The sequence below is a fragment of the Kribbella sp. genome, assembly GCF_035687465.1.
Classification (GTDB): domain Bacteria; phylum Actinomycetota; class Actinomycetes; order Propionibacteriales; family Kribbellaceae; genus Kribbella.
Genome location: NZ_DASRXP010000340.1, coordinates 1 through 14994 on the forward strand (window position 1 = coordinate 1; position 14994 = coordinate 14994).

15 protein-coding genes are annotated in these 14994 nt (G+C 68.1%); 3 read left to right on the forward strand and 12 right to left on the reverse strand.

What is annotated here, in order from left to right; translation table 11 throughout:
- The 6 genes from VFG33_RS17855 to VFG33_RS17880 all read right to left on the reverse strand — a co-directional run.
- Nucleotides 1-1328: PHP domain-containing protein (locus VFG33_RS17855; protein WP_325054017.1), on the reverse strand; the 1328-nt coding region annotated here is incomplete at its 3' end.
- Between the two features lie 95 nt (nt 1329-1423).
- Nucleotides 1424-2080, reverse strand: coding sequence for a nucleotidyl transferase AbiEii/AbiGii toxin family protein (locus tag VFG33_RS17860; RefSeq protein WP_325054030.1), 657 nt, complete (start codon nt 2078-2080; stop codon nt 1424-1426).
- 2 nt (nt 2081-2082) lie between these two features.
- A complete protein-coding gene (locus VFG33_RS17865; protein ID WP_325054018.1) occupies nt 2083-2397 on the reverse strand; it encodes a nucleotidyl transferase AbiEii/AbiGii toxin family protein in 315 nt (104 codons plus the stop codon).
- A complete protein-coding gene (locus VFG33_RS17870) occupies nt 2394-3218 on the reverse strand; it encodes a type IV toxin-antitoxin system AbiEi family antitoxin (RefSeq protein WP_325054019.1) in 825 nt (274 codons plus the stop codon). Before VFG33_RS17870 ends, VFG33_RS17865 begins: the two co-directional genes overlap by 4 nt.
- Nucleotides 3219-3295: 77 nt before the next feature.
- The gene (locus tag VFG33_RS17875; protein ID WP_325054020.1) at nt 3296-3835 is read right to left on the reverse strand and encodes a GNAT family N-acetyltransferase; all 540 of its coding nucleotides are present in this window, start codon (nt 3833-3835) and stop codon (nt 3296-3298) included.
- Between the two features lie 8 nt (nt 3836-3843).
- Nucleotides 3844-5136: an NsdA family TPR-like regulatory protein gene (locus VFG33_RS17880; protein WP_325054021.1), complete on the reverse strand. Its 1293-nt coding sequence runs from the start codon at nt 5134-5136 to the stop codon at nt 3844-3846.
- A 230-nt stretch (nt 5137-5366) separates the two neighbouring features.
- On the opposite strand from VFG33_RS17880, the gene VFG33_RS17885 reads away from it, so the two are divergent.
- Entirely contained in the window at nt 5367-5543 is a 177-nt protein-coding gene (locus tag VFG33_RS17885) for a hypothetical protein (RefSeq protein ID WP_325054022.1), read from the forward strand.
- A 379-nt stretch (nt 5544-5922) separates the two neighbouring features.
- Here VFG33_RS17885 and VFG33_RS17890 read toward each other — a convergent pair whose 3' ends face one another.
- Together VFG33_RS17890 and VFG33_RS17895 are read right to left on the reverse strand one after the other, a co-directional pair.
- The gene (locus VFG33_RS17890) at nt 5923-6987 is read right to left on the reverse strand and encodes a GNAT family N-acetyltransferase (RefSeq protein ID WP_325054023.1); all 1065 of its coding nucleotides are present in this window, start codon (nt 6985-6987) and stop codon (nt 5923-5925) included.
- A gap of 73 nt (nt 6988-7060) precedes the next feature.
- Nucleotides 7061-7645: a TetR/AcrR family transcriptional regulator gene (locus VFG33_RS17895; RefSeq protein ID WP_325054024.1), complete on the reverse strand. Its 585-nt coding sequence runs from the start codon at nt 7643-7645 to the stop codon at nt 7061-7063.
- A gap of 122 nt (nt 7646-7767) precedes the next feature.
- Between VFG33_RS17895 and VFG33_RS17900 the strand changes: the two genes are divergently transcribed.
- Together VFG33_RS17900 and VFG33_RS17905 are read left to right on the forward strand one after the other, a co-directional pair.
- A complete protein-coding gene (locus VFG33_RS17900) occupies nt 7768-9327 on the forward strand; it encodes a carboxylesterase/lipase family protein (protein ID WP_325054025.1) in 1560 nt (519 codons plus the stop codon).
- A 173-nt stretch (nt 9328-9500) separates the two neighbouring features.
- Complete coding sequence (locus VFG33_RS17905) at nt 9501-10376, forward strand: proline dehydrogenase family protein (protein ID WP_325054026.1); 876 nt, start codon at nt 9501-9503, stop codon at nt 10374-10376.
- A gap of 6 nt (nt 10377-10382) precedes the next feature.
- On the opposite strand, the gene VFG33_RS17910 is transcribed toward VFG33_RS17905, so the two are convergent.
- The 4 genes from VFG33_RS17910 to VFG33_RS17925 all read right to left on the reverse strand — a co-directional run.
- A complete protein-coding gene (locus tag VFG33_RS17910; protein ID WP_325054027.1) occupies nt 10383-11831 on the reverse strand; it encodes an MDR family MFS transporter in 1449 nt (482 codons plus the stop codon).
- 84 nt (nt 11832-11915) lie between these two features.
- Nucleotides 11916-12521, reverse strand: coding sequence for a TetR/AcrR family transcriptional regulator (locus VFG33_RS17915; protein ID WP_325054028.1), 606 nt, complete (start codon nt 12519-12521; stop codon nt 11916-11918).
- A 12-nt stretch (nt 12522-12533) separates the two neighbouring features.
- Entirely contained in the window at nt 12534-14093 is a 1560-nt protein-coding gene (locus tag VFG33_RS17920) for an AMP-binding protein (RefSeq protein WP_325054031.1), read from the reverse strand.
- 54 nt (nt 14094-14147) lie between these two features.
- Nucleotides 14148-14994: acyl-CoA dehydrogenase family protein (locus VFG33_RS17925; RefSeq protein ID WP_325054029.1), on the reverse strand; the 847-nt coding region annotated here is incomplete at its 5' end.

Consider the following 14994-nt stretch of genomic DNA (forward strand, 5'->3'; position numbering starts at 1 on the left):
GCGCTGGTCACTGTGACCCGCAGTTCCAGCCTCTCGTTGCGGCTGACGGTCAGACGCCCGCCCAGAGTGACACCGCGCTGCTTGGAACCGACTGGAGCGACCCGGACATCGATGCCGTCGACCAGTTGGCCGTGGTCCACCCAGACCCGTCCGGCGCGCAGCCCGGCCATCACGTCCAGGTAGCCGTACCGCGTCACTCCGACATGGGTCCGGCTGAACTGGCCGGGCCAGAAGTCACTACCCGCCTGCGGTACGCCGGAATCCGTCGGCGAGGGCTTCCACCCGAGCGAGTCGAAGTTCTGTCCCGCCGGGAACTCCCCGTCCTTCCAGGTGTCCCAGATGGTCCGGTGGTTGTCACTGTTCGAGCTGATCGAGAACAGTTTGCCCTCGGCGAGCATGGAGTCCCACAGACCGCCCACTGTGGCTGTGGCCCAGTCGAACCCGCCGTACGTCCGGTAGGCGTCGACCGGGTAGCCCGCGAAGCTGCCGGTGCCCGGGTTGTTCACGTACTCACCGCGCTGTGCGTTGGTGCTGCCCCGGTAGGCGACCCAGGCCGGGTCGGCCTCGCCCTGCGAGCCGGGTGCACCTTCCATGCCGATGCAGACGCCGGTGTCACGCCAGGCCCGTAGTTCGTGGGGTGCGTCGATGCCGAGCCGGAGCGGGTGGTTCGCCAGTACCAGGACGTCATCGACGTACCGGCTCTGCTTCTGCTGGGCGAGCCACTGCAGCGCCTTCACCGCGTGCACTTCGTTCTCCGCGGTATCCGCTGAGCGGTTGGTGAGCTTGCCGTCGTATTCGCGCTCGAACTGCTGCAGCAGAGCCACGTTGTTCGGCCCCGGCGCAACCAGGAGGGTGCCGTGCTCGGCGGCCGGGATGTACCACTCGAGGCCTTGGAAGATCAGCATCCGCGGGTTCTCCGCCCGCGCCTTCACCACCTCGGCGTTCTCGGCCTGCGCGCCCTTGTCGGCATGCCCGAAGTTGCTGTGCTCGGTGAACGCCATCCAGTCCAGCCCGAACTGAGCACCCCGCTGCGCCAACTGCGTGAAGTCGTACTTCGCGTCATGGCTGTACCGGCTGTGCACGTGGTGATCCCCCACCAGCCACGCCAGCTCTCCCTCGTACGCCGAACCACCCGCGCCCACCCCGTACGCCGTACCGGTCGTCGCGGCCGCGGCTCCACCGGCCCGCGCGATCCCGGCCGCCGCAAACCCGGCCCCGAGCATCCCCGCCCCGCGGATCAGGTTCCGCCGGGACACCCCCTGCGCATCCAACTCCTCCACCGGAACCGCGGGATCGGCCCACTCGGGCACCTGCTGCTCAGTCGTCATGGGCCGAACCTCTCAAACCGGTCTAGTGCTGACAAGACACAGTCAGGTCCCCGCATGAAGCCAAGATGTGCGCCGGATGAACGCCACGAACCGGGCTACCAGCAGGTGCCGGGGCCGAGCCGTCCGCCGTCCAAACCGGCGAGCATCCTGAGCACTCGCTGCCGATGAGAGCCATGGAGGTCGGCGATGTTTCGTTCATCGGGATCGAGATCTCGGAGAAAGGAGTAGCTCGTCGTCAAGTCCCGCCCGAGGTCGTCGAGGTCCGGCGGCGGCACGGCCAGTTGCCCGATGTCTTCGGTGTCGAACTCGCGAGCAGGACGGCTGCGCAGCCAACGGTCGGGGTCGAACGGGAAGGACTCATGTCCCGGCTTCCAGGCGGTGCCTTCGGCGCTCAGACCGTTCGCGTCTACCCACATCTTGAGAACGGCAAGTCGTCGGATCAAAGCCGTATCGATCGTCACAGCGGGCTGCCGGCGAAAGACCTGCCAGATCCACACCAGGTCGTAGATGTCGCGTGCCGTCGTCGTCCTGTTGAGGCGAGCGATCTTCTCGGCGAGATTCTCTTCTAGTCTGGTGCAGGTCAGGGAGGGAAGTGGGCCGCCGTAGCTGTGGTGGATGGGCATCGGGACCCACTGTCGACGGACTGCTGCCAGCCAGGGCGGTGGACTGATATCCAGCTTGCTGGCCAGCTGAGCGGTCGCGCCGAACTGGCTGTCGATAGTCACCATGCTCTTGCCCCGTCGTGTGACGATGCCTAGGTGAAAGGACCGAGTTGCAGCCCGTCGACCTCCTCGACAAGGAGGTCGACGACCCCGGCAGGATCATCGCCGATGCGCAGTACGGAGAAGTCGAGATCGAGGGAGAAGCGGCCCTGGTTGCCTGCGTAGAGCTTGCGTAGTGCGGTGCCGCCTTTGAAGGCCAGATAGTCGAGCACGGTCGCATCTGACAGATGCCGCAGCAGAAGATCCTGGGCGATGTCGATGAGCGCCGCCTCACGTCCCTGGGTTCCGGTCGGCGCGTGCCTGAGCACCTGACCAATGGTCAGCTTGATGATGTAGCTGGATTTCATCGGGCTTCGTCATCCGTGGTCAGGGCGACGGGGTTGAACGGCAGCAGCGTGTCTGCCACCTGCCAGCGTTCGCTGTGGCGCAGGAGAGGTCCCCGCGGCCCGAACCAGACCTTGGTCCCCACCGCGGAGAACAGGGAGCCGCTGATGTCAGGACGAAGCCGCTGAAGGAGATAGCCCAGCCGCACCGACACGCTCTTGGGGCGACCAGTCAGCTCTGTCTCCACCAAGGCAGCGTCGGCCTCGACGGCTGCGTCTGGGATCCATTCTTGAACCGAGGACCACGAACGAACCGCGTTCGGCTGCGCGGCCAGATGCACGAGGATGGTTTCGATTCGCTCAGTGGCAACCTCCTTCAGCGTCACGGGCTCGAGGTTGCTGCTGAACCTGGTGATTCTCGCCGCCCGGGCGAGGGCTGCTGGGACCGGTTGATCGCGCGGAACAGCCACATCGAGCCGGGTAGGCAGGCGGTCCGCCAGGCCGTGAGCCCAGGCGGCAGTGCCGAGCGCCAAGGCGGCTCGCAGTCCAGGGTCTCGTCTGAGCGCCGCCCGCAAGGGCATCGTCGGTTCACCGTGGCTCAGAGGACCGGCGTGAGCGCCCGGGACGAACCCCCAGACACCTGTAACACCGGTAGGCAACAGCCAGCCCCGATCGCGAAGCCGACCGGCCAATACTCTGGGCTCGGTCGCCACACCGGCCTGCCGCGCGAGGGCATCCAGCTCAGTCATCGTCACGGTCTCGGGCTGGGTGAGTTCGAGCGCTTCGACAATTGCTGCCAAGCCTCGCGAGAGCGTGCGTGCCATCAGCAAGACCTCGCCAGTCATCGATCGGACAGTGTCAAATCATAGAACAAAGTATCAGAAGCAGATACTTTTATGCTCCATTTGACACTATCTGTGGATCATGCCCTGTGAGTCCACTCGGTGGTGAGGAGGGAGTAGAGGAGGGAGTCGCGCCAGGCGTTGTTGGTGTAGACGTGGTGGCGGATGCGGCCTTCGTAGCTGAAGCCCAGGGTTTTCACTACGGCGATCGAGGCGAGGTTCTCGGGGCCGATCGCGGCGCTGACGCGGTGCAGGGCGAGGGTTTCGAAGGCGCAGCGGAGGAGGGTGCGGGCCGCGTCGGTGGCGTAGCCGTGGCCCCAGTGGTCCGCGGCGATCGCGTAGCCGAGGTGCGCCGCCTGCACGCCGGTAGGCCCGAGACGGGCGAAGCCGATCATTCGGTCGTCGTCCCGGCTGGTGACGGCGAGCAGATAGTCGGAGCGGTTCTCCTGCTGAGAGCGCTCGACGATGCTGTCGAGCGCCTTCCGGGCGGCTTCGCGGTCGCGACTGTCGAAGGACAGCCAGTTCGTCACCCGGTCGTCACCGACGATGGCGAGATAGTCCTCGAGGTCCTCGGTCCGGAACTCGCGCAGTCTCGTGCCATCGCCGGTGAGTGGCTCCATCCCGGCTGTTACCGGGGGAACGTCTGCATCGGCGTACGGGTGAACGTCTCGATCTCTTCCTGCAGTTCCCGCGCGTCGTCGGCGCGGCCGGATTGCCGCAGCGCCTGGTGGACCCGGCGAGCGGAGTGGACCACACCGTTGATCCGGCGCTCGGCCGGCAGACCGAGGACGGGCGCGAGCGCGTCCGCCGCTCCGTCGAGCTCACCGTTCGCGATCCGGGTGATGGCCATGGCGGCGTGGCTGCCGGCGGCGTCGCCGAAGGCCCACTCGGGGTGCGTCTGGTCGGTGTAGGCGTCGACGGCCTGGCTGGAGTACCGCTCCGCCGTCTCCACCTCGCCGGGCAGCCACGCGAGCGCGTCGGCCGCGTAGTACAGCTGCCGGTTGCGGCCGAAGGTGCAGAGGCCGCCCATCTCGTCCAGGTCGTCGTTCCGCACCGAGCTCCAGGCGTTCTCGGCCCGCTCGAGTGCGGCGCGCGCGGCGTCCGCGTTGCCCAGCGCGGCCCAGGCACGGGCCTCACTGACCGGCAACCAGACGCCGGTGGTGCTGTTCGCCTGCTCGGCGTAGCCGGCCCCCAGCTGGGCGTACCGGACCGAGTCGTGCGGGTTGCCGGCCCAGTACGAGACCAGGGACTGCAGGCCGCGGACCCAGGCGCGCAGCCCGTGGTGGTCGGCGTTGTCCGCGCACAGGAACGCGGTCCGGGCCTGGGTCAGGGCAGCATGCGGGTTGCCCAGGTCGTGGGAGGCCTTGGCGAGCAGACCACCGGTCACGCCGCCGAGGAAGTAAAGCTGCCGCAGGTGTTCCGGGCGCTGCCGGCTCTCCAGCAGTGCGAAGACAAGATCCTGGGTCTCGACCAGTTGGCCGAGGATCTCCGGCAGTGGGCGCTGCGGGTAGGCCTTCGCAACGTGTCTCACATCGTCGTACACCTGTTCCATAGCCTCGGAACCGAGACCGGTCTGGGCCGCGAGGGCGAATGCCCGCGCACGGCTGGCAGCCATGTCGAGAACCTCCATCTCATTACCTGTCGTGATCCGTCCACTCGCAGGCGCAGGCACCACCTGGGCGGCCTGCTCGGGGACGTACGGGGCGAGGAGCTCCTCGACCGGCTTGCCGAACATGCGTTGCAGGGTGCGCCGGGTCTGTGGAGTGGTTCCTGCGCGCTCGCCCGATGCGAGGCGCCGCAGATGCCGCTCGGTGATGGTTCCACCCAGCTCGACGAACTCGGCGACGATCTCGGAGTAGGTCTGGTTCCGGCGCTGGATCAGGTGCGCAAGAACCGTTCTTGGCGTATACCTACCCGCCATCGTTCCTCCCGTTCACGTCAGATCAGACGTTGTCTCGACTAATGCCCCACGACAAGGTGCAGTCCTCCAGATGTCCGCGAGAGGTCCTGAAGAGGTCCGGCAAAGGTCCGGTCCAGGTCCTAGAGCGGTCACGCTCGGGTTGTGCACCATTACTGCCATGACAACCAGTAAGTCCAACTGGTTGCAAGGGCTGAGAGTTACGGGGTGAGCAAGCAGTGACTGTTGCAGAAATGACGTCGAGGCAGCACCGGCGCAGAGTTCGGGTCTGGTTCGGCGAGCACGTGATCGCGCAGTACGTCGCGGAAGCGCCGCTGGCAGCGCGGTACGAGCAGGCAATGCGGAGGCGGTTCGCCGGCCTCCGGGTCACGAACGACGTCCTCGGTCCGCTGGAGAACGCGGACAACTGAAGCCTCCGGGTCCTCCTCAGACCCGGAAAATCCGCTCCTGGAGTCTCCTCACGTTCAGGAGTGGGCGATGGAAGGTCCGGGACTCCTCAGGTCCCGGGCGAAACCCGGTGCGGTCCGGAGCACTCCTCAGCTCCGGACCGCACCACCACCAGCCCGGCTGGGCTGGCGGCTCGAGTCCCTGTATCGCCGCCGCCCAGCCGTTCCAACCACCTCCTGGCCGACACCTCGGGCCGGGCGGGGCCAGTGCCCTGTGTCGGAGACCCGGCGCACCCGAGTTGACGCTCGGGTCTCCGGCGCAGGACACCAGCGGCTCGTGACACCTCACCATGAGCCGCTACGAGGTGGCCGACTCCGTTGTGTGACCGCCGCGCCTGGGCGGTCACGCAGCGGAGCCACCGCGTGCCACGTGCACCGCGAAGGGTGCGTCTGGCTGCACACCTTCCACGCCTTCCACCAGGCCTTCTGCCGTGATCTCCCCGGCGAACGGCATCCCCAGGCGCTCCATCACGGCGCGCGAAGCGGCGTTGTGCCGCTCGGTGAACGCGATCACGGCCGAGGCCCCGAGCGTCTCGAAGGCGAACTCCAGTCCGGCCCGGCCGATCTCGGTCGCATAGCCCAGTCCGCGAGCCGCCCCGGTCAGCGCCCAGCCGAGTTCGAGACGATCCACCGCCCATTCCGGCCCGGCCAGCGCCGCGATCGCCGCGGTCACCGGGTTGTCCGCGCTCAGCCGGGACAACCCACCCCGCCCAACCAGCGAACCTCTGGCGCGCTCGAGAGCACCCGCAGCGCCGTGCTCAGGCGAACCACCTGCGCGTTCGTAGGCCATCCACTTGCTGACGCCGTCCCGTTCCCAACCACGGTGCATCTCGGCGGACCGTAGTACGGACTCCTCTGTCGACCAGGTGCCGCCGTACCAGTGCGCGACCCACGGATCCGCGAACAAGCGCTCGAGGTCCGCTGCATGTCCGGCCAGGACCTCGCCCGGACCGGCGATCGGCTCCAGCCGCAGCCGTTCGGTCAAGCGGGTGCGGACCACTTGCGCCACGATGTCCCGCAGCCGGCGATCGCCGTCGGTCCGGTTCTCCATCAGGAGTTCCAGGTCGTCCGGTCCGACCCAGGCGCTCGCGTCGTGTTTGCCCTCCTCGAGCCGGGGCCGCCGCAGATCACCCTCGACCGTGACCAGGTAGTCCAGTTCGCGCCGGATCCGGCCCTGGTGTTCCCACTCCCAGTCGGCGACCGTCGAGCGGATCTCTCGCAGCTTCCAGCCGGTCTCCTCCTCGAGCTCGCGCGCCAGCGTCTGCTCCGGCGTCTCGCCCGGCTCGAGGTGACCGCCGACGATGTCCCAGATCCCCGGGAACAACCGTCGCTGCATCGTCCGTCGGTGCACGTAGACCCGGTGCTGCTCGCCCTGAATCAGTACGCCGACACAATCCACCGCTCGCATAAAGCCAACCTAAACCGAGCGACATGCGCGCCGATCCGGCCGCGGCGGCCAAGCATCGGCGATTTTTCGCACGTCATGGGTTCGGTAGTTCGGCGATCTTCGCCAGCGCCCGCAGCCCTTCCAGCACCTCGGCCGAGGTGGGTGCGTTCGCCGGATTGCTGAGGCTCTGGATCATCACGCCCGTCATCAGTGCAGTCTGGATCATGCCGAGCGTGCGGGTGGAGTGGTCCGAGACCGCCTCTTCCGGCACGCTCTGCAGGATCCCGGCCATGCCGCGCCAGCCCTGGGCGACGCCGCCGGCCAGTTGGCTGCGCAGCGCGGGCTGCCGTTGCGCCTGCAGGAACAGCTCCACCGTGGCCAGCCAGAGATCCGGATGCGCGGCGAACTGCTCGATGAGCCCGTCCCACATGCGCTCGAAGCCGCGCGCCGCGTCGTCGCCGCCCCCTGGAGTGAGCGCGCGGCCGAGGCTGTCGCCCCACTCGTCCAGCAGGTCGAACAGCGCCTGGCTGAGCAGCGCCTCCCGCGATCCGTAGTGATAGCCGATCGCGGCCATGCTCACGCCGGCCGCAGTGGCGATGTCACGAACGCTGGTGCGGTCGTAGCCCTTCTCGCGCAGGCACCGCTTGGCGCCCGCGAGCAGGTCCTCGCGGTTTCCCATGCGCAGCAGCCTACCAACAGATTTGATCGCTCGCCTCACGCGACCGCCTTATGCGATCGCATTGCGCGATCGCGCAAATCCCTGTTACGGTCCCTGCCGTCGCTTGATCAACAAGGAGAGCCATGAGGAAAATCATCACGTCGGCGGGCCTCGGCCTCGCGCTGCTCGCAACGTTCGCACCGGCCGCCCAAGCGGCTCCCGGCCCATCGGTCGTGATCACCTCCCAGGGCGCAGTGCGGGGAACGGTCGGCCCGGAGGTGAGGTCCTTCCGGGGGATCCCCTACGCCACAGCCGCCCGCTTCGCCGCGCCGCGCCCGGCCGCCGCGTGGACCGGCGTACGGGACGCCACCACGCCCGGCAAGCCCTGCGCGCAGCCTGTCGGGTACCCGATCGGCAAGTACAGCACCGAGGAGGACTGCCTCAACCTCAACGTCACCACTCCGGTCGGCAAGCGTGGAAAGCTGCCGGTGATCGTGTGGATCCACGGCGGCAGCATGATGTACGGGATGGGGGACCTGTACGGTCCCGACCGGCTCGCGGCCGGCGGCGCCGTCGTGGTGTCGATGAACTACCGCCTGGGTGTCACCAGCTTCCTGACCCACCCGTCCCTGACGGAGTCGGGCAGCCTCGCACTGGACGATCAGCGCGAGGCGCTGCGCTGGGTGCGCAAGAACATCCGGGCATTCGGCGGCGACCCGGGCAATGTGACGATCATGGGCCAGTCCGGCAGCGGCTTCAGCGTCTGCGGCCAACTCGCCTCCCCGGCGTCCGCGGGGCTGTTCCACCGGGCGATCATCCAGAGCGCGCCCTGCGACACCCCGGGCACCGCCTCCCGCACCCGGGCCGAGGCCCAAGCCGACAACGACGAGGTGATCGAGAAGGTGGTCAAGGACGCGATCGAGGCGAAGGACTGCACGAACCCCGCCGACGTGGCAGGCTGCCTGCGCGAGGTCCCGATCGAAAGGCTGCTGGAGGCCTACGGCACAAATCGGGAGCCGCGCCCGGTCAGCGGCACGCCCGCCCTGCCGCTCCCGGTCGACGAAGCCCTTCGCACCGGCCGGTTCAACCGGGTCCCCGTCCTCATCGGCGTCAACCACGACGAGGAGAACGGGATGATCATCGGCGAGGAACTGGTGACCGGCACGCCCATGCCGGCCGAGGCGTACGAGCCCGCCGTCAGGCAGGAGCACGGCAAGAAGGCCGACGCCGTACTGAAGCGCTACCCGCTGGGCACCTCGGCAGGGCAGACGCTGGCGAGGGTGAAGACCGACTCGATCTGGTCCGTACCGACCCTCGACACCGCCCGCGCGCTGTCACGGTGGACCCCCACTCGGATGTACGAGTTCGCCGACCAGGACACCCCCTGGTACGCGGGCTACCCAACGCCGAGCTTCCCGGTTGCCGCTCAGCACTTGGCTGAGCTGCCGTACATTTTCGACCTGGACCTGTTCGACAAGCTGTCACCCCGGCAGGCCCTGCTCGGTGACCGGATGATCGGAGCCTGGACGCGCTTCGCCGCCACCGGCGACCCCAACGGTGGCGGCGAAGCGGCCTGGCCCCTCCTGCGCGACAACCACAGCCAATCCGGCTGGCACGTACAGTCCCTGACCTCTGGAGACTGGAAGCGCGCCGACTTCGCCAAGGACCACAACTACCACTTCTGGACCACCGGCAAGATCTGAGCGCCCACCGCCTCACCGCCCCGGCGGCTGGCCTCGTCTACCGACCAGGCCAGCCGCCCAGCTGCGCCGTCATTTTGATGTTGATCGAGCGATGGCATGGAGCCCCGCGCGGTGGCTGCTGTGATCTCGCCAGTGAAGGTCATGCCCAAGGAGGCGCTGGCAGACTGAGGGACATGCGTGCTGACCGGGCGATCCTCTTCAAACTGGCGACCAACGACCGATTCGAACAACTCGTGAGGGGACTCCCCGGCGGCGAGGCGAACGCCTACCGCGCGGCCTCGCGGTACGTCGCGGGCCGCACTCGCGACGAGGCCCTGCAGGTCACCTCCGACCAACTCGGCAAGGGCCACGGCGTCAGTCTGGACCTGTTCGGCGAGCTGTCCACCGATGCGGCCGCGGCTGCCAAGATCGTCGACGAGTACCTCGAGTTGGCCAAGCTGATCCCGCCACCGCCGGCAGACGTCTGGCTGGCCGTCGATCTGTCCCACCTGGCCCTGGACCTCGATCCCAGCGGTTGCGCGGACCTTCTCGCCAAGCTGGTCGAGGCGCTGCCGCCGGGCCGCCGGGTTCAGGTCGGCGCCGAGGACAACGGCCGGGCCGACAAGATCCTGGAGTGCGTGCTCGACGTAGCGGGCCGCGGTCTGGCGGATCGCCTCGGCGCGACCGTGCAGGCCAATCTGCAGCGCTCACCGGAAGACGCCGACGCCCTGACCGCCGCCGGCGTACAGGTCCGGCTCGTCAAGGGCGCGTACGTCGAACCGTCCGGAGCTCACCCGTACGGCGAGCCGACCGACATCGCCTACCTCCAGTTGGCCCACCGCCTCGCGGCCAGTGGATCGCCCTGGTCCCTCGCGACCCACGACGGGCGAGTCCGCGAAGCAGTCCTGCTGTCCGTCGGCCCCGTCCCCGTCGAGCACCTCCTCGGCGTCCGCCCCGAGGTGCTCGACCAGTTGAGAGCCCGCGTCATTCCAACCCGCGTCTACGTGCCCTACGGCCCCGACTGGTTCCGCTACTGGCTCCGCCGCGTCGCCGAATCCCGCGGTGCCTGACCAGAGCTAGCCGCGAGGTTCCTCGGCGACTCTGTTCGGCATGAACGAGACGGCGACGACCAGCAAGACGGCCGCGGCCGCAGCGCCGTAGTACACGTCGTGGATGGCAGGGGCGAGTACGTCGCCCGACAGATGCTCCAGGTCCTCGTGGCTCGCTCCGAGCCGCGAGGCGACGACGGCGTTGGCGACTGCGCCGAACACGGCGACCCCGACGGCGCTGCCGACCGATCGGGCGAACATGTTGGCCCCGGTGACCACGCCACGGGTCTGCCACGCCACGGACGACTGCGCGGCCACGACACCAGGCGAGGCGGTGAAGCCGAGTCCGAGGCCGATCACGAAGCACGTCATCGCCAGGTAGAGCACCGGACTGTCAGGGTTCACGGTCAGCAGTAGTGCGGCGCCGATCACCACGATGACGGCGCCGAGCAGCATCGTGGTCCTGAACCCGAGCCGCAGATACAGCCGCCCTGCCAATGACGCCGCGATCGGCCATCCCAAGGTCATCGCCGCCAGCGCGAAGCCGGCCACCAGCGCCGAGGTCCCGAGCACGCCCTGCGCATACAGCGGCACGTACGTCGACAATCCGACCATCAGCACGCCGACCAGCAGAGCCGACGAGTTCGCCGAGTTCAGCACCCGCTGTCCCAGCACCCAGGGAGGGAGCACGGGCTCGGCCGCCCGCCGCTCGACCAGCGCGAACGCCACCAGCAGCATGACCGCGGCGACCAGGATGAGGATGCTGGTGACGGAATCCCAGGACCACATCACGCCGCCCTCGAGCAGTCCCAGCAGCAGCAACGAGGTACCCACCGTGAGCAGGATCGTGCCCCAGTAGTCGATCTTGTGCCGCGCCTTCTCTTTGACGTCCTCGTGGAACCGCCGCAGCAGCACCCAGGCGGCGGCCAGGCCGAGCGGGATGTTCACGAAGAAGATCCAGCGCCACGAGATGTAGTCCGAGAAGACGCCGCCGAGGGTCGGCCCGACGAACGAGGCGATCCCCCAGACGCTGGCGATGTAGCCCTGCACCCGGGCCCGCTCGGCGACGCTGTAAATGTCACCGACGATCGTCATGCCGATCGGCTGGATCGCGCCGGCGCCGAGTCCCTGGATCAGCCGGAAGGCGATCAGCGACGGCATGCTCCAGGCGAATCCGCAGAGCACCGAGCCGAGCACGAACAGCCCGACCCCGAACAGCATCAGCGGCTTGCGGCCGCGCTGGTCGGCGAGCTTGCCGTAGATCGGTACCGAGACCGCCTGGGCGAGCAGGTAGATCGAGAACAGCCAGGGGAACTGGGTGAAGCCGCCGAGGTCCGCCACCACCGAGGGCACCGCGGTCGCCAGGATGGTCGCGTCGATCGCGACCAGTCCGATGCTCAGCATCACCGCGAGCAGGATCGGCCCACGCGCCGAGCGCAGTCCCACGGCCTCCCGCTCGACCCGTTCAGTAGTCATGACAAAGGGCAACTTACGGGATCGGACATCGATTCCCGAGTGCCTGCCCGCCAGCTGAAACGAACCGAAGGTGCCCGGCGCCGGTCAGCGGGCGGTCAGTGCCTGGTCGAGGATGTGCGACCACTGCCGTACGACGCCGCGCCGGCGCGCGCTGTCGTCCGTGAGCAGATCGGCGAGGCCGAGCCCGCGAGCCATGTCCAGCACGCCCTGTACGGTTTCGCGAACGCCCGGAGTCCGCTCACTCACGTCCAGCACGTCCAGCAACGTCCGGTGCGCCTGCCGACCGACATGCGCCTCCAACCGGACGATCTGCTTCCGCAGCGGCTCCTCTGTCGATGCCGCGACCCACAGATGCAGAGCCGCCCGGAACAGCGGTCCCGTGTAAACGTCCGCGAGCATCCCGACGATCGCGGCGGTCCGGCCCTCGCCATCAGGCAGCGATGACGCCTGCTCCCGGATCTCGGCCAACCGCACCTCGGTCATGTATTCGACCGCCGCCGCGAACAGATCCGCGCGAGTCGGGAAGTGATGCTGCGCAGCCCCCCGCGACACCCCGGCCCGGGCCGCGACCACCGAAACGGTGGTCGCGGCATAGCCCACCTCCGAGAGCGACTCCACCGCCGCCGCGAGCAGTTTCTGCCGGGTCACCCGGCTCCGATCCTGCTGCGGCGCGCGCAGCGCCTCACTCACCGAAACTCCGAGCTAGGCACCCGCGGCCTCCCGGGCTCTGAGCTCGCGCCGCAGGATCTTGCCAGAGGCGGCCTTCGGCACCGCATCGATGAACTCCACCTGCCGCACTTTCTTGTACGGCGCGACGCGGGCGGCGACGTAGTCGATCACGTCCTGCTCGGACAACTCGACCCCCGGCATCGGCACCACGAACGCCTTCGGTACCTCGTCGCCAGCAGCCTGTACGCCGATCACCGCGGCATCCGCGATCCGCTCGTCGGTCAGCAACACGGCCTCCAGTTCGGCCGGCGGCACCTGGTACCCGTGGTACTTGATCAGCTCCTTCACCCGGTCGACGACGTACAGGTAGCCCCGCGCGTCGACGCGGCCGATGTCGCCGGTGTGCAGCCAGCCCTCCCGGTCGATGGTCGCCTCGGTCTCCGCCGGCCGGCCGAGGTATCCCTTCATCACCTGTGGACCGCGGATCCAGACCTCACCGGGCTCACCCTCGCCCACATCGTCGCCATCGGCACCGACCAGCCGCAGCTCGGTGGACGGGAAAAGCTTGCCCACGGCACCGGGCGGCGGATCCTGGTCATCCTGCGGTACTGCGTGGGTGCCCGGCGAGAGCTCGGTCATTCCGTAGCACTGCAGAACAGTGTGCAGACCGAGCCGCTTCGCGCAGGCCTCAGCGAGTTCCCCGTCCAGCGGGGCCGCCGCGGACGTCAGCCACTTCAGCGACGACAGGTCCTTCCCGTCCACCGCCGGGTGCTTCGCGAGTGCCAGCACGATCGGCGGCGCGACGAAAGCCCGGGTGATCTTCTGCACGTCGAGCGTGGTGAGGAACTGCTCCAGGTCGAACTTCGGCAGCACCACCACGGTCGCGCCCAACCGCAGCGGCATGTTCAGCAGCACCGTCAGCCCGTAGATGTGGAAGAACGGCAGAATCGCGATGATCCGCTCGCCCTCGCCCATCGCGATCATGACCTCGCCCTGCGCGATGTTCGTCGCGATGTTCCGGTGCGTCAGCATCACCCCCTTGGCCGCGCCGGTGGTCCCACTCGAATACGGCAGTACTGCGATGTCCTCCGCCGGATCGATCTCTACCACGGGCTCGGGCCCGGTGGACGCCACCAGCTCCATCACCGACCGGTACCCCTCGGCCGCGTCGCAGACGATGATCTCCCGTACGTCGGTCCCTTCGATCGCCGCCGTGGCCACCGGCAGGAAGAGCGAAATTGTCACCAGCAATTTCGCCTTCGAGTCCACCAACTGTTTGTGCAGCTCGTCGGCCGTGTAGAGCGCGTTGACCGTCGTCACCGTGGCCCCGGCGCGGGTGGCGCCGTAGAAGACGACCGGGTAGAGGATCGTGTTCGGGCTGTACAGCGCGACCACGTCACGGTGCTTGATCCCTAGCTCCGCGAGCCCGGCCGCCATCCGTCTGGTCATCCCGTCGAGCTGGGCGTAGCTGATCTCTCTGCCACTGACGCCGTCCACCAGAGCGATCCGGTTGCCGTACTCCTGGGCGCGGCCGAGCACCGCGTCGTGGATCGGCACCTCAAGCACTTCGACGGGCGGGAACTCGCTGTACATGACCACGGGCGGGTCCTTTCACCTCGGGGGTTTTGGAGGAAGACTCTGACCGAATCAGTACGACTTGGGTAGGCCAAGACTGTGCTGCGCGACAAAGTTGAGGATCATCTCCCGGCTGACCGGTGCGATCCGGGTGGCCCGGGCCGCGGCGACCAGCGAGGCGACGCCGTACTCGACTGTCATCCCGTTGCCGCCGAGTGACTGGACCGCCTGGTCGGTGGCGCGGACGGTCGCCTCGCCGGCGGCGTACTTGGCCATGTTGGCGGCCTCACCCGCGCCGAGGTCGTCGCCGGCGTCGTACAGGGCGGCTGCCTTCTGCATCATCAGGCGGGCCAGTTCGAGCTCGATCTTGCACTGGGCCAACGGGTGCGCGATCCCTTGGTGGGCGCCGATCGGGCCCTTCCAGACCTGGCGTTCCTTGACGTAGGCAACGGCTTTGTCGAGAGCGTGCCGGCCGATCCCGATCGCGAACGCGGAAGCCATGATCCGCTCCGGGTTGAGCCCGGCGAACAGCTGCATCAGCGCCGCGTCCTCGGAACCGACGAGGGCCTCGGGTGGCAGTTGGACATCGTCGAGGAAGAGGGAGAACTGCTTGTCCGGGCTGAGCAGATCCATCTCGATCTTCCGGAACTCAACGCCTTCAGCAGTGGTCGGCACGATGAACAAGGCGGGCTTCAGGTTGCCGGTCTTCGCGTCCTCGGTCCGCCCGACCACCAGGACGGCCTGGGCGACGTCGAGCCCGGAGATGTAGACCTTGCGGCCGGACAGCGACCAGCCCTTGTCCGTACGCCGTGCGGTCGTGGTGATGTTGTGCGAGTTCGAGCCGGCATCGGGTTCGGTGATCGCGAACGCCATCGTGGTCGAGCCGTCCGCAAGGCCGGGCAGCCACTGTTCCTTCTGC